The sequence below is a fragment of the Luteimonas sp. A649 genome (assembly GCF_054072735.1).
In genome coordinates this window covers 197471-211701 of sequence record NZ_JBSVRQ010000002.1, presented here as the reverse complement: position 1 = coordinate 211701, position 14231 = coordinate 197471, and the positions used below count along the sequence as shown (strand labels likewise).

The following is a 14231-nucleotide window of genomic DNA, read 5'->3' as shown; positions in this document are numbered from 1 at the left end:
TACGCGACCCTGTCGCGCAAGCCGGGATTCAGCGGCCGGGGCCCGGCCCCAGGCGTTCCAACACCTCGTCGAACGGCGCCGGCATCGCCAGCAGGTAGCCCTGGAACTCCTCGCAGCCGCGCGAACGCAGCCATTCATGCTGGTACACGGTTTCCACGCCTTCGGCCGTGACCCGCAGCTCGAGGCTCTGCGCCATGCCCAGGATCGCCATGCAGATCGCCTCGTTGTCGGGGTCGCGGCCGAGGTCGCGCACGAAGGACTGGTCCAGCTTGAGGCGCTGCAGCGGCAGGAGCTTGAGGTAGGCCAGGCTGGAATAGCCGATGCCGAAATCATCGATCGCGATCGACACGCCGAGGTCGCTCAGGGCCTCCATCACCCGGCGCGCCGCATCGGGGCTGGCGAGCAACACGCTCTCGGTGAGCTCGAGCTCCAGTGCGCAGCGCGGCAGGCCGTAGTCGTGCATCGCCTGCGCGACATCGTCGACCAGGTGGCCCTGGATCTGCAGCGCGGACACGTTGACCCCCATGCGCAGCCGGCCCCAGCCGCGTTCGTCGAGCAAGCACCAGCGGCGCGCGGCCTCGCGCAGCACCCAGCGGCCGAGAGGCAGCACGAGGCCGGAATCCTCGCAGGCATCCATGAAGGCATGGGGACCCAGCAGGCCGCGCTCGGGATGACGCCAGCGCACGAGGGCCTCCATGCCCAGCGGCCGGTCGCCGACGTCGAACTGCAGCTGGAAGGCGAGCTCGAACTCCTCGCGCTCGAGTGCGCGATGGAGCTCCTGCACCAGCAGCAGGCGGTCGCCCGCGCGCGGATCGAACTCCGGCCTGTACGCGACGCTGCGGTTGCGGCCCAGGCGCTTGGCCTGCGCCCCGGCCTGGCTGGCCGCGCGCAGCAGCGCGTTCCCGTCATTGCCGTCGGCGGGGTAGCAGCCGTAGCCGAGGCTGGGCGTCACGTGCAGGGCCACTCCGCGCACCTCGCTGCTGCCCGCGACCGCCGCGCGCAGGGCTTCCACGCGCGCGGCGACCTCCGCATCGCCATCGCAGTGCAGCAGCACCCCGAACTCGTCGCCACCCAGCCGCGCCACCTGCGCGCGCGCTCCGGCAGCCGCCTCCAGCTTCCGCGCCACCGCCACCAGCAGCTCGTCGCCGACGCCATGGCCAAGGCTGTCGTTGACCAGCTGGAAACGGTCGAGATCGAGATGGCAGACCGCCAGCCGGCCAGCCGCATCGCGGGCGATGGCGTCGTCGATCGTTGCCACCAGCCGGTCCCGGTTGGCCAGCCCGGTCAGGGCGTCGTGGCTGGCGCGGTAGGCCATGTCCGCAGCCACGCGCTTGCGCTCGGTGATGTCGGTCACGATGCCGACGAAGTGCGTCGGCCGGTGTCCTTCGCCGCTTACCGGCGACATGCGGATTTCCAGCCAGCGCGGCAGGTCGGGTCCGCGCGCATCCGCCCATTCCACGGCGAAATCCTCGCTGCGCCGCAGCGCGCCGAGCAGGGCCGCGCGGGCATCGGCGTCCAGGATGCCCATGGCCGCGGCATCCTCCACCGACGGCTCCAGGTTCGCGTCCACGCCCGTGAGCCGCAGGCATGCGGCGTTGCCATACACCGCCACCCCGCGCGCCAGCTCGATGATGAACACGCCTTCTTCCGAGGCTTCCACTGCACGGCGCAGGAGGTCCAGGTTGGCCTCCGCGCGGATCCGGTCGCTCACGTCCAGCGCCAGGATCAGGCGCGCGGGCCGGTTGGCGAAGGAGGCCAGGTTGCAGGCGAAGATCAGCGCGCTGAAGGTACTGCCGTCGCGTCGGCGATGCACCCAGATCCGTCGTCCGTAGGCGTCTGGATGGGCCTGGATTTCGCCGTGCACGTCGTCGGCCGAAGCCTCGGCGAGCAGGTCGTCGACGCCCAGTCCCGTCATCGCTTCACGATCGTAGCCGTACTGGTGCAGTGCGGCGTCATTGGCTTCGAGGATGTCGAGGCTTTCGCGGTCGCAGACCACCGCCGGCAGTGGATGCCGCTGGTAGAGGAGGCGGTACTGGGCCTCGGCATCGCGCACGCGCTCGCGCAGGTGGCCCACGGTATGCGCGCTTGCGGCGATGCTCTGCCGCATTTGCGACTCGCGCAGTGCGGCCCGCGCGAGGAAGCGCATCCCGACCATCAACGCCGCGAGCAGCAGCAGCATGCCCAGCGCCAGCGTGGCGACGAAGGCCCACCAGCCGCCGTACAGCGCGCCGGGCGTCATGCCCACCGTCGCGACCAGGGGCTGCCCTTCCACCGCGCGGTAGCCGACCACCCGGCGCACGCCGTCCAGGCGGCTCCTGCTTTCCACCACCCCGCGTGGCTGCGTGGCCAGGGCGGCGAACACCGGCGAGGTCCGCGCGTCCAGACCCGCATGCAGGGTGCCCGAGTCGGAGCGCGCGATGAGCAGGCCGTCATCGCTGAGCACCGAGGCGACGCCCCGCTCGCCGACTTCGTGTGCGCGCAGGATATGGCTGAAGATTTCGGTGTCGATCTCCGCGCGCAGCCAGCGCGGTCCGGCCGGCACGGCTTCGAGCTGCATCGCGATCGGAATGCCCCAGCGGCCACCGGCAGCCGGGCCGGGCCTGCCGAGGTACAGGCGGCCGGGCACCGCCCCGCCGGGAGGCAGGAAGTCCGGCGCCACGGGATCCACGCGCATGGTCCTGATGCGCCGGTTGCCTGCGGCGATGTTGGCCATCGCTTCGCGCGCAACCACCGGCGCAGCCTCCGGCGCCAGCGCCTGGACGGCCGCCACGCCATCGGCAAGGCCGTCGAAGGCGCGCTCGATGTTGGCGATCTCCTGTCCCACCTGCCGCGCATGGCTGTCGACCAGCGCCTGCACGTAGCGCTCGCCGGCCTCGCGGCGCACGCGCAGGTCGTTCAGGGCCACCACCACCGCGGCCACCAGCACGCAGAGGAACAGGGCGCCCCCGACACGCCAGGCGCGACGCGCGCGCACGGCCCCCAGACCCATGCCACCCCGACCCGGCGCACTCACCTGCCGTACCCGATGCCGCCGGAGGAGCTGGTGCGGATTCCTGCCATCACCCCATGCTGGGCGCCGCCGCGTCAACGCAGGGTGGTTGCTCCGACCCGGAGCGCGGGCTCAATGCGCGGCGTCTCGACGGCCGCTGGCCACGGCAGTCATCAGCTTGTCGGTCCAGGCGATGCCGATCGCCGAGAGGATGAATGCGAAGTGGATCATCGTCTGCCACAGTACACCGAGCTCGGTGGCGTTGGTGCAGGCCTTGCCCTTCAGACTGGCCGCGGCGGCGGCCGCGACGGCGGCAATGCCTTCGGCCGACGTGCAGTGCGGCAGGCCGCTGCCGAGCGTGCCGGCTTCGATGAAGGTCTTGAGCAGGTGGATCGAGGAGATGCCGATGATCGCCATCGCCAGCTTGACCTTGAGCACGCTGGCGTTGACGTGCGACAGCCATTCCGGCTGGTCCGGATGGCCCTTCAGCCCCAGGCGGGAGACGAAGGTCTCGTAGCCGCCGACGATCACCATCACCAGCAGGTTGGAAATCATCACCACGTCGATCAGGCCGAGCACGATCAGCATGATGTCCTGCTCGCCCAGCGACGGGGTCAGCTGGATCAGGTGCAGCAGCTCCTTGCCGAACAGGAACACATACACGCACTGCGCCGCGATCAGGCCCATGTACAGCGGCAGCTGCAGCCAGCGCGAACTGAAGATCAGGTAGGGCAGCAGACCGAGCCTGGGAACTTGCGATTGCGACACGGGAATCCTTGGCGTTGGGAAAAACCGGCGAAGCGTAGCGGCCGCACCCCGCCGCTGCCAAGCGCCGCGTTGCCGCCCGGGGTGGCGCCGGCCGCGGGACCCGCGACGCTGCGTTGCGGACCGGTGGCGCCGCCACGGCCCGAAGGCACCTAGACTGGCCGATCCACCTCCAGGAGAACCGGCATGATCGACCTCTACTACTGGCCCACTCCCAACGGGCACAAGGTCGCCCTGTTCCTCGAGGAAGCGGGGCTGGACTACCGCATCCACCCGGTCGACATCGGCAAGGGCGCGCAGTTCGAAGCGGATTTCCTGGCGATCTCGCCCAACAACAAGATGCCGGCCATCGTCGACCACGCGCCCGCCGACGCCGGCGCGCCGCAGAGCGTGTTCGAGTCCGGCGCGATCCTGCTGTACCTGGCGGAAAAGACCGGCCGCTTCCTGCCCGCCGACGCCCGCGGCCGCATCCAGGCGCTGGAATGGCTGTTCTGGCAGATGGCCGGGCTGGGGCCGATGACCGGCCAGTACGGCCACTTCAATGTCTACGCGCCGGAGCCGATCCCGTATGCGATCGAGCGCTACACCAGGGAAGCGCAGCGGCTCCTCGGCGTGCTCGACAGGCGCCTGGAGGGCCGCGCGTTCATCGCCGGCGACGACTACGGCATCGCCGACATGGCCGCCTATCCCTGGATCGACGCCTACGACAGGGCGCCGCTGGATCTCGGCCCCTTCCCCGAAGTCCGGCGGTGGCAGGCCGTGATCGCCGCGCGTCCGGCCACGCAGCGCGCGTATGCGCTTGCGAAAGAGGTGAATCCCGACGCGGGCAAGCCGATGTCCGACGCGGAGAAGGCGCTGCTGTTCGGCCAGGGCCCCGGAGGCCGCTGAAGCGGCGTGCCACTGCGATCCCGCCCGTCTTTGCCCGGGCCGGACGCGGTGTCCCTGCCCGGTTCGGACCACCGTCCGGAGAGGCCGCTTGCGGTCCTGCGGCATCATGTCGGCTTCCACCGTCCCGGAACGCCCCATGCGACTGCTGCTGGCCACCGCCCTGATGACACTGACCCTCGCCCCCGCCCACGCCGCTCCACCCGACGCATCCCGCACGGTTCCGCTGACGCTGGAGGCCATCACCGGCGACGCGCCGCTGTCGGGGCCGACCCTGCTCAAGCCGCGCGTCGCGCCCGACGGCTCGCGGGTGACCTTCCTGCGCGGCAAGGACAGCGACCGTAACCGCCTCGACCTCTGGGCCTTCGACGTCGCCAGCGGCCGGACCGCGATGCTGGTGGACTCCGCCGTGGTGCAGCCCGGCGACGAAGTGCTCAGCGACGAGGAGAAGGCGCGCCGCGAGCGCCAGCGCATCGCCGCGCTGTCGGGCATCGTCGACTACCAGTGGGCGCCGGACTCGCGCCACCTCCTGTTCCCGCTGGGCGGCGAACTCTATCTGTACGACCTCGACCGGTCCGGCGCCGAGGCCGTGCGCCGGGTGACCAGCGGCGAAGGCTTCGCGACCGACCCGCGGGTATCGCCCAAGGGCGGCTACGTCAGCTTCATCCGCGGCCGCAACCTCTGGGTGGTCGACCTGGCCAGCGGCGACGAAGTGCAGCTCACGCGCGATGGCGGCGGCGCCATCGGCAACGGCGTGGCCGAGTTCGTGGCCGACGAAGAGATGGCCCGCCACACCGGCTACTGGTGGGCGCCCGACGACTCCGCCATCGCCTATGCGCGCATCGATGAATCGCCGGTGCCACTGCAGAAGCGCTACGAGGTCTACCCGGATCGCACCGAAGTGGTCGAGCAGCGCTATCCCGCCGCCGGCGACCCGAACGTGCGGATCGAATTGTTCGTTACCCGCCCCGGCCAGCCCGACGCCGCACCGACCCACATCGACCTTGGCACCGATGCGGACATCTACCTGGCGCGCGTCGACTGGCGCGATCCACAGCGCCTGGCCTTCCAGCGCCAGTCGCGCGAGCAGCAGCTGCTCGAGCTGGTCGAAGTGGAACTGGCCGGCGGCCGCCAGCGCACGCTGGTGACGGAGACGTCCGACACCTGGGTGCCGCTGCACGACAACCTGCGCTTCCTCGCCGACGGCCGCTTCCTGTGGTCGTCGGAGCGCGACGGCTTCGAGCACCTGTACATCGCCGACGCGGACGGCTCGGGGATGACGCAGCTGACAAGTGGCGACTGGCCGGTGGATGCGCTGGAAGCGGTGGACGAGGCGCGCGGCCTCGCCTATTTCACCGCCGGGCGCGCATCGCCGACGCAGCGCGCGCTGTATTCGGTGCCACTGGCCGGTGGCGACGTGGTCGAACTGACCAGCACGCCCGGCACCCACGCGATCACCTTCGCCGACAACGGCAGCGTCTACGTCGACAGCTGGTCGAACACGCGCACGCCGCCGCAGCTGGAGCTGTATCGCGCCGACGGCCGCCGCATCGCGGCGCTGCTCGAGAACGACCCCGCCGATCCCGCGCACCCGTATGCGCGGCACATGGGCGCCCACCTGCCCACGGAGTTCGGCACGCTCACCGCCGCCGACGGCAGCACGCCGCTGCACTACAGCGTGATCAAACCGGCCGGTTTCGATCCCGGGACGTCGCACCCCGTGGTGGTGTACGTCTACGGCGGCCCCGCCGCGCAGACCGTGCTCGACGCCTGGCCCGGCCGCGCCGACGCCTTCTTCAACCAGTACCTGGCCCAGCAGGGCTACGTGGTGTTCTCGCTCGACAACCGCGGCACCCCGCGGCGCGGGCGCGACTTCGGCGGCGCCCTGTACGGCAAGCAGGGCACGGTGGAGGTCGCCGACCAGCGCAAGGGCGTGGAATGGCTGCGCGCGCAGCCCGGGGTCGACGGCGAGCGCATCGGCGTGCACGGCTGGTCCAACGGCGGCTACATGACGCTGATGCTGCTGGGACAGGCGCCGGATGATTTCAGGTGCGGCATCGCCGGCGCGCCGGTGGCCGACTGGGCGCTGTACGACACGCACTACACCGAGCGCTACATGGGCCTGCCAAAGGCGAACGTCGACGGCTACCGCGTCGCCAGCGTCTTCACCCACCTCGACGGCATCCGCGACGACGCGCTGCTTTTGGTGCACGGCATGGCGGACGACAACGTGCTCTTCAGCAACGCCACCGCGCTGATGTCACGGCTGCAGGCCGCGGGCACGCGCTTCGAGCTGATGACGTATCCGGGCGCGAAGCATGGACTGCGCGGCGCGGACGCGCTGCACCGGTACCGGCTTGCGGAACGCTTCCTCGGGCGCTGCCTGGCGCCCTGAGGGGCGTTCGCGGGTTGCCCCGGGAGCGCCTGGGGGCAGCCTTGCGGGAAGCTCCTCCATCATCCGGCCACTCCACGGCCGTGGCTATACTCGCCTCCTTTCCATCGCCGGACCCCTGCCTTGCCGTCATCGCCGCCGTTGCCCCCCATGCCGATGCCGGCCCTGGCGATCACCGCCTACACCGCCACCACCGCCCTCGGCCGCGGCCGCGTCGCGCAGGTCAATGCGCTGCGCGCACGCCGTGGCGGACTGCGATCCAACGACTTCGGACCCGATCCACTGCCGGCATGGATCGGTCGCGTGGATGGGCTTGAAGACGAAGCCTTGCCCGCCGCGTTCGCGCAGTGGGACTGCCGCAACAACCGCCTGGCCTGGATGGCGCTGCAGCACGACGGACTCATGGACACCATCGAGGCCGTGCGCACTCGCCATGGCGCGGAACGCGTCGCGGTGGTGATCGGCACCTCGACCTCGAGCATCGGCGCCAGCGAAGAAGCCTACTCGCGCCTGGTTCCCGGCGCCGACGGCATGCCCGCCTTCCCCGCCGACCTGGCGCGGCCGATCGTGCATACGCCGCATTCGCTGGGGGATTTCGTGCAGGCCGCCACCGGCCTGCGCGGCCCCTGCGTGACGGTGGCCACGGCCTGCTCGTCGAGCGCCAAGGTGTTCGCGCAGGCGGCCCGGCTGATCAATGCGGGGCTGGTCGATGCCGCGCTGGTGGGCGGCGTCGACACCCTGTGCGGCAGCGTGCTGTTCGGCTTCAATTCGCTGGGCCTGGTCTCGGCCAATCCCTGCCGGCCCTTCGACCGCGACCGCGACGGCCTGTCGCTGGGCGAGGCCGGTGGATTCGCCATGCTCGAGCGCACCACGTCCGGGAGCCGGGGCCTGCAGCTGCGCGGCTACGGCGAATCCAGCGATGCCCACCACATGTCGGCACCGCACCCCGAGGGCCTGGGGGCGACGCTTGCCATGCGCGACGCGCTCGCACGCGCGGGGATCGATGCGGCCGACGTCGGCTACCTCAACCTGCATGGGACCTCCACGCCGGCCAACGACGCCGTCGAGGCGGCCGCGGTGGCGGCGATGTTCCCGCCGACCCTGCATGCCAGCTCCACCAAGGGCTGGACCGGGCACACGCTCGGCGCCGCGGGCATCGTCGAGTCGGTGTTCGCGCTGATCGCGCTCGAGCACGGCCTGCTCCCCGGCATCCTGCACAGTGAAATCCCGGATCCCGTCTGCGGTCCACAGATCCGCTTCGGCAACGCCGAGGACCCGACGATCCGATATGCAATGAACAATTCCTTCGGCTTCGGCGGCAACAACGCCAGCCTGGTGTTCGGCCGCGCATGAACACGCTCACTGCATGCATCGAGGGCATCGGCTTCTGGGCGGACGGACTGCCGTCGTGGCAGGCCGCGCTCGACCACGTGTCCAATGGCGTCGCGGTGGGCGAGAGTGGCAAGCCCTCACCGCGGCTGCTGGCGCCCAACGAGCGCCGCCGCGCCCCGCCGTCGGTGGCGGTGGCGCTTGAAGTCGCGCTGGCCGCCTGCGAGGCCGCCGGCCGCGATCCGGCAACCCTGCCCTCGGTCTTCGCCTCCACGCACGGCGACCTCGCGATCACCGATTACATGTGCGCGACGCTGGCCGACGACCCGCGCGCGATCTCGCCCACCAGGTTCCACAACTCGGTGCACAACGCCGCTGCCGGCTACTGGACGATCGGTACCGGCTGCCTGCATCCCGCCACTGCCCTGAGCGCGCACCGCGCCAGCTTCGCGCAGGGCCTGCTGGAAGCCCTGGCGCAGATCGCTTGCGGCGACGAGGCCGTGCTGCTGGCCGCCTACGACACCGCGGGCGCCGGCCCGCTGGGCGCGGTATCGCCCAGCAGCGGACTGCTGGGCGGCGCGCTGGTGCTGGCCGGCTGTGCGCGCGCCGGCGATGGTCACGGCACCCTGCTGCGCGCGACCCTGGTCGACGCCGACGCACCCACGCGCCACGGCCCCCTCGCGCGCCGCGGCGCCGCCAACGCCATGGCGCCCATGCTGCCGCTGTTCGACGCGCTGGCCGGCCACAGCGACCTCGCACTGCTGCATGCCGGCCACGGCCGCACGCTTCGCGTGGAGCTCGCGCATGGCTGACCAGGCCCCGCTGCGCCGCGAGGACGTCGCGGTGGTGATCCCCGCGCTGAACGAATCGCTGCGCATCCGCGGCGTGGTCGAAGCCGCGCTGGCGCAGGTGCCGAACGTGATCGTGGTCGACGACGGCTCCGACGACGACACCGTTGAACGCATCGCCGATCTTCCGGTGCGCGTGCTGCGCCATCCGCAACGCATGGGCAAGGGCGCCGCCCTGCGCAACGGCTTTGCCGAGGCCGAGCGCCTGGGTGCGCGCGCGGTGGTCACGATGGACGGCGACGGCCAGCACGATGCCGCCGACATCGCGCGGCTCGTGGCCTCCGCCAACCGCCATCCCGGCTGCGTGATCGTCGGCGCGCGGCTGCGCAAGCGCGCCTCGCAGCCGCCGCACCGGCGCCTGGGCAACGACTTCGGCGACTGGGGCATCAGCTGGGCCTGCGGCTTCCGAGTGGTCGACAGCCAGAGCGGGCAGCGCCTGTATCCGCGCGAGGTGTTCACGCTGCGTGACGTGGCCGGCGAAGGCTTCGTGTTCGAGGCACAGATGCTGATTGCCGCCGCACGCGCCGGCGCCGGGGTGGTCGCGGTGCCGATCGAGACCCGCTACGCCTGCGCCGAAGAGCCGCTGGAATTCCGCAAGAGCCACTTCCGCCTGTTCCGCGACCTGTGGGCGATCACCTCGCACGTGATCACGCAGGTGCTGGGCAATGGCAACGTGGTCGCCGAGTACGCGAGGACACGGCGCACGCCGCCGGTCATCGACGACAGCAACGGCCAGTTCGCTGCCCCGCAGGCGGGCGACGGCACCAACAAGACCAAGGGAGGCTACGGCTGATGGACAATGCGCAACGCGTGGACGTCGCGATCCTGGGCGGCGGATTGGCCGGCCTGACGCTGGCACTGCAGCTCCGCCAGGCCGACCCGGCCCTTTCGATCACGGTGTTCGAGCGTCGCGCAGACGCCGCGCCCGAGGCCGCCTTCAAGGTCGGTGAATCCACGGTCGAGATCGGCGCGCACTACCTCGCCCGGACGCTGGGCCTGCGCGAGCACCTCGAAGGCGAACAGATCCGCAAGTTCGGCTTCCGCTTCTTCTTTTCCGATGGCCGCAGCGACATCGACCGCTGCACCGAAATCGGGGTCAGCCGGCTGTTGCCAACGCCCTCATGGCAGATCGACCGCGGCCGCTTCGAGAACATGCTGGGCGAACGCGCGCGCGCGCAGGACATCGATCTCCGCCACGGCACGGTCGTGCGCGGCGTCGCGCTGGGCGAAGGCGGCGACGACCACCGCATCACCTGGTCGCGCGAGGGCGATGAGGGCGTCCTCGACGCGCGCTGGGTGGTGGACGCCAGCGGCCGCGCCGGCGTGCTCAAGCGCAAGCTTGGCCTGGCCCAGGCCAACGACCACGACGCCAATGCGGTCTGGTGGCGCGTCGACGGCATCGTGGATCCCAACGACTGGTCCGACGATCCCGACTGGGTGGCACGCTGCACGCCGCCCGACCGCTGGCGCTCGACCAACCACATGTGCGGCACCGGCTACTGGTTCTGGCTGATCCCGCTGGCCTCGGGTGCGCACTCGCTGGGCATCGTCTGCGACGCGACATTGCATCCGCTCGACGGCATGGACAGCCACGACAAGGCCATGGACTGGCTGCGCCGGCACCAGCCGCGCGTGGCCCAGGCGCTCGACGGGCATGCGGTGAAGGACTTCCGCTTCCTCCGCCACTTCTCCCACGGCTGCCGCCAGGTGTTTGGCGAGCGCTGGGCGCTGACCGGCGAGGCCGGACTGTTCCTGGACCCGTTCTACTCGCCGGGCAGCGACTTCATCGCCATCGCCAACACCTACATCACCGACCTGGTGGCGCGCGACCGCGCCGGCGGGCCGTTCGCGCCGCACGCGACGCTGTACGAACAGCTGTACTTCTCGTTCTACGAAAACACGATGCCGCTGTACCAGGACCAGTACGCGCTGTTCGGCGACGAGCAGGTCATGCCGGTCAAGGTGATCTGGGACTACACCTTCTACTGGGCGCTGCTGGCGCCGGTGTTCTTCGCCGGGCGCATCACCGATGTGGCGATGTATTCGCGGTTGCGGCCTCTGTTCGAGCGCGGCAGCGCGCTCAACCGCGCCGTGCAGCCTTTGCTGCGCGAGTGGGGCGAGCGCAACGCGGATGCCCTGGAGCCCGGTCCCGGACGGCAGCTCGACCAGTACCTGATCGACTGGTTCCACGAACTCAACCGCGGGCTGCGCGACGTGCTCGACGACGCGGCCTTCGATGCACGCATCGGCGCCAACATCGCCCGCATGCAGGCGTTGGCCGCCGAGATCCTTGCCTACGCGCGCCTGTCGCATCCGGCCATCGACGCCCACGGGCTTGACGCGCTGCTTGCGGAGCATCCGCCGTCCGCGCCCTCGCTTCCTCCCGTCTGGTACCGCGCTGCCTGACCCCCGAACCGGGAACAACGATGCAACACAGCCCGCTGCTGCTGCAGCTCGTCATCATCCTTGCCACCGCCCGCGCCTGCGGCCTGCTGCTGCGCTACGTCGGCCAGCCGCCGGTGATCGGCGAGATGGCCGCGGGCCTGGTGCTGGGGCCGATCGTATTCGGCGCCTGGTTCCCCGACTTCCACGCCGTGGTGTTCGCGCCGGAATCCCTGCCCGGCCTGGCCTCGCTCGCGGAGCTGGGCCTGGTGCTGTTCATGTTCATCGTGGGTGCCGAACTGCGCGCGCCCAACGGCGTGCGCGCGCAGCTGCGTTCGGCGGGGCTGGTCGGCGTGGCCAGCGTGCTGGTGCCCATGGTGCTGGGGTTCGCGGTGTCGCCGTGGCTGCATCCCTACGCGCCGGAAGGCGTCAAGTTCTGGCCGTTCGCGCTGTTCATGGCCGCGGCGATGTCGATCACCGCCTTCCCGATCCTGGCGCGCATCCTCAAGGAACGCGCGATGACCCACACGCCGATCGGACGCCTGTCGCTGAGCGGCGCGGCGATCGCCGACGTGCTGGCCTGGGTGATGCTGGCCCTGGTCGTGGCCCTGGTCGGCGTCGGCGAGGGCTACGGCGGTTTCCTGCGCGCCACCGTCGGCCTGGCGGTATTGGCGACGATCGTGTTCGGCGTGCTGCGCCCGCTCTACGCCTGGCTGTTGCGTACCCATGCCGCCGACGGCGTGCCGTCGTTGATGGTGCTCGCGGCGCTTCTGATCGGCGCCTTTTCCTGCGCCGCGGTAACCGAGTGGCTGGGCGTGCACGCCGTGTTCGGCGCCTTCCTGTTCGGCGCCTGCCTGCCGCGCGACGACCGCTTGTTGAAGTCGCTGATCGAGCGCGTCGAGTACCTCTCGATCGTGGTGCTGATGCCGATCTTCTTCGCGCTTGCCGGGCTCAGCACCACGGGGGATGCCTTCGTCGGCGCCGGCCTGGGGGCGATGCTGCTGATCCTCGTGGTGGCGGTGGCGGGCAAGCTGGTGGGCGGTGCGATCGGCGCGCGCCTGTCTGGCTACGGCTGGCGCGAGAGCTTCGCCGTGGGCTCGCTGATGAACGCGCGCGCGCTGATGGAGCTGATCGTGATGAAGGTCGGCCTGGACGCCGGCATCATCGGCCCGGAGCTGTTCACCATGCTGCTGGTGATGGCGATCATGACCACCGTCTTCACCGGACCCCTGCTGACGCTGTTCCTGGGTCGCGATTCCGCGAAAGGCAACGACGCCATCGGCACCAGGGCCGCGGATGCGGCCGATGCCCCCGCGCGGCAACGCGCTTGAGCAGGTTTACTCGTCCGCAGCGGGCAGCGGCAACGCCTGCTCCGGCGGCGGGTTGGCCAGGTAGATCGCCACGCCGCGGCCGTGCTTCTGCGTGGGGCTGATGTTCACCCCGACGCCGCCGCTGGTGTAGCTGCGGCCCCCGCCGCGCGCGGTGCCCGCGCCGATGCTGACGCCACCGCCGCCGTATCCAACCGCCGTGCCCTGGAACAGGATGCCGTTGGCACCCAGCGATGCGGCCTCTTCGCGCAGCTTGCGCATGACGGCATTGCTCTTGTTCTGCTCGCCATAGGTGAAGGCGCCGCTGGAAGTCTCCAGCAACGCGACCTCTTCGTACGGAACGCCCGGGGCGCCGTAATAGACCCGCACCTGCGCGGGATCGATCGGGGCGCGCGGCGTACCGGTCAGGACGTGGGACGTCGCGCAGCCTGCCAGCAGCAGCACGGCGCTGGCGGCGGCGATACGAAGCATGCGTGCAGGATTCATGGCGGCGGCACCTGTCGTGGACGAATGCCGATCATCCTCCCACCTCGATGAATCCGGTGTCACCAGGCACCCCGGTGACTCAGGCCATGCCGCCGTTGACGCCGATCACCTGGCCGGTGACATAGGACGCGGCATCCGAACACAGGAAGCGCACGACTGCCGCCACCTCGTCGGGCGCGCCGGCGCGGCCTGCCGGCACCATCTGCTTCACCACCTCGGGCGGGAAGGCCTCCTCAGCCATGCGCCCGACGACCACGCCGGGCGCGACCACGTTCACGGTGATGCCGCGGCTGGCCATCTCGCGCGCAAGCGATTTCGACGCGCCGTGCAGCGCCGATTTGGCCGCCGCGTAGTTGGCCTGGCCGCGGTTGCCGAGCACGGCCGCCACGCTCGACACGCTGACGATGCGTCCCCAGCGCGTGCGCGCCATCGGCAGCAACAGCGGCTGGGTGACGTTGAAGAAGCCGTGCAGCGAGACATCGATGACGCGCCGCCACTGCTCCGCGGACATGCCGGCCATCGGGGCGTCGTCGTGGATGCCGGCGTTGTTGACCACCACCTGGACCGGACCGGCTTCGAGCAGCGCAGCGATGGCGACGCCGGTGGCGACGCCGTCGGCGACGTCGAAGGCCACGGCCTCGGCGCTTCCGCCGTCGCCGGTGATGGCGGCAACCACGTCACCGGCCCGCTCGAGGTTGCCGTTCGCGTGGACGATGACGTGGAAGCCGTCGGCCGCCAGCTGGCGGCAGATCGCGCCGCCCAGGTCGCCGCTGCCGCCTGTGACCAGCGCGCGGCGGAGTGTTCGGGAGTGTTCGTTCATGCGCCGA

General features: G+C 70.8%; 11 protein-coding genes. 7 read left to right on the top strand and 4 right to left on the bottom strand.

Annotated elements, in window-relative coordinates:
- Positions 1-28 precede the first annotated feature (28 nt).
- Both ACW5E8_RS10465 and ACW5E8_RS10460 read right to left on the bottom strand, forming a co-directional pair.
- On the bottom strand, positions 29-2989 hold the full coding sequence (locus ACW5E8_RS10465; protein ID WP_456965467.1) for a bifunctional diguanylate cyclase/phosphodiesterase: 2961 nt from the start codon (positions 2987-2989) through the stop codon (positions 29-31).
- A 132-nt stretch (positions 2990-3121) separates the two neighbouring features.
- Complete coding sequence (locus tag ACW5E8_RS10460; RefSeq protein ID WP_456965738.1) at positions 3122-3724, bottom strand: TIGR00645 family protein; 603 nt, start codon at positions 3722-3724, stop codon at positions 3122-3124.
- Between the two features lie 216 nt (positions 3725-3940).
- Here ACW5E8_RS10460 and ACW5E8_RS10455 point away from each other — a divergent pair, with 216 nt between their 5' ends.
- From ACW5E8_RS10455 to ACW5E8_RS10425, 7 genes are all read left to right on the top strand, one after another.
- Positions 3941-4642 carry a glutathione S-transferase N-terminal domain-containing protein gene (locus tag ACW5E8_RS10455; protein ID WP_456965466.1) on the top strand — a complete coding sequence of 234 codons (702 nt, stop codon included), beginning with the start codon at positions 3941-3943 and terminating at the stop codon, positions 4640-4642.
- A gap of 136 nt (positions 4643-4778) precedes the next feature.
- Positions 4779-7034 carry a S9 family peptidase gene (locus tag ACW5E8_RS10450; RefSeq protein WP_456965465.1) on the top strand — a complete coding sequence of 752 codons (2256 nt, stop codon included), beginning with the start codon at positions 4779-4781 and terminating at the stop codon, positions 7032-7034.
- 153 nt (positions 7035-7187) lie between these two features.
- Positions 7188-8384, top strand: a complete 1197-nt coding sequence (locus tag ACW5E8_RS10445) for a beta-ketoacyl-[acyl-carrier-protein] synthase family protein (RefSeq protein ID WP_456965737.1) — start codon at positions 7188-7190, stop codon at positions 8382-8384.
- On the top strand, positions 8381-9172 hold the full coding sequence (locus ACW5E8_RS10440; protein WP_456965464.1) for a beta-ketoacyl synthase chain length factor: 792 nt from the start codon (positions 8381-8383) through the stop codon (positions 9170-9172). Before ACW5E8_RS10445 ends, ACW5E8_RS10440 begins: the two co-directional genes overlap by 4 nt.
- Positions 9165-10001: a glycosyltransferase family 2 protein gene (locus ACW5E8_RS10435; protein ID WP_456965463.1), complete on the top strand. Its 837-nt coding sequence runs from the start codon at positions 9165-9167 to the stop codon at positions 9999-10001. The genes ACW5E8_RS10440 and ACW5E8_RS10435 overlap by 8 nt, the downstream gene beginning before the upstream one ends.
- The gene (locus ACW5E8_RS10430; RefSeq protein WP_456965462.1) at positions 10001-11614 is read left to right on the top strand and encodes an NAD(P)/FAD-dependent oxidoreductase; all 1614 of its coding nucleotides are present in this window, start codon (positions 10001-10003) and stop codon (positions 11612-11614) included. The genes ACW5E8_RS10435 and ACW5E8_RS10430 overlap by 1 nt, the downstream gene beginning before the upstream one ends.
- A gap of 20 nt (positions 11615-11634) precedes the next feature.
- On the top strand, positions 11635-12921 hold the full coding sequence (locus tag ACW5E8_RS10425) for a cation:proton antiporter (protein WP_456965461.1): 1287 nt from the start codon (positions 11635-11637) through the stop codon (positions 12919-12921).
- A gap of 6 nt (positions 12922-12927) precedes the next feature.
- On the opposite strand, the gene ACW5E8_RS10420 is transcribed toward ACW5E8_RS10425, so the two are convergent.
- Positions 12928-13389 carry a hypothetical protein gene (locus ACW5E8_RS10420; RefSeq protein ID WP_456965460.1) on the bottom strand — a complete coding sequence of 154 codons (462 nt, stop codon included), beginning with the start codon at positions 13387-13389 and terminating at the stop codon, positions 12928-12930.
- A 94-nt stretch (positions 13390-13483) separates the two neighbouring features.
- Positions 13484-14224: a 3-oxoacyl-ACP reductase FabG gene (fabG, locus tag ACW5E8_RS10415; RefSeq protein WP_456965459.1), complete on the bottom strand. Its 741-nt coding sequence runs from the start codon at positions 14222-14224 to the stop codon at positions 13484-13486.
- Positions 14225-14231: the final 7 nt, after the last annotated feature.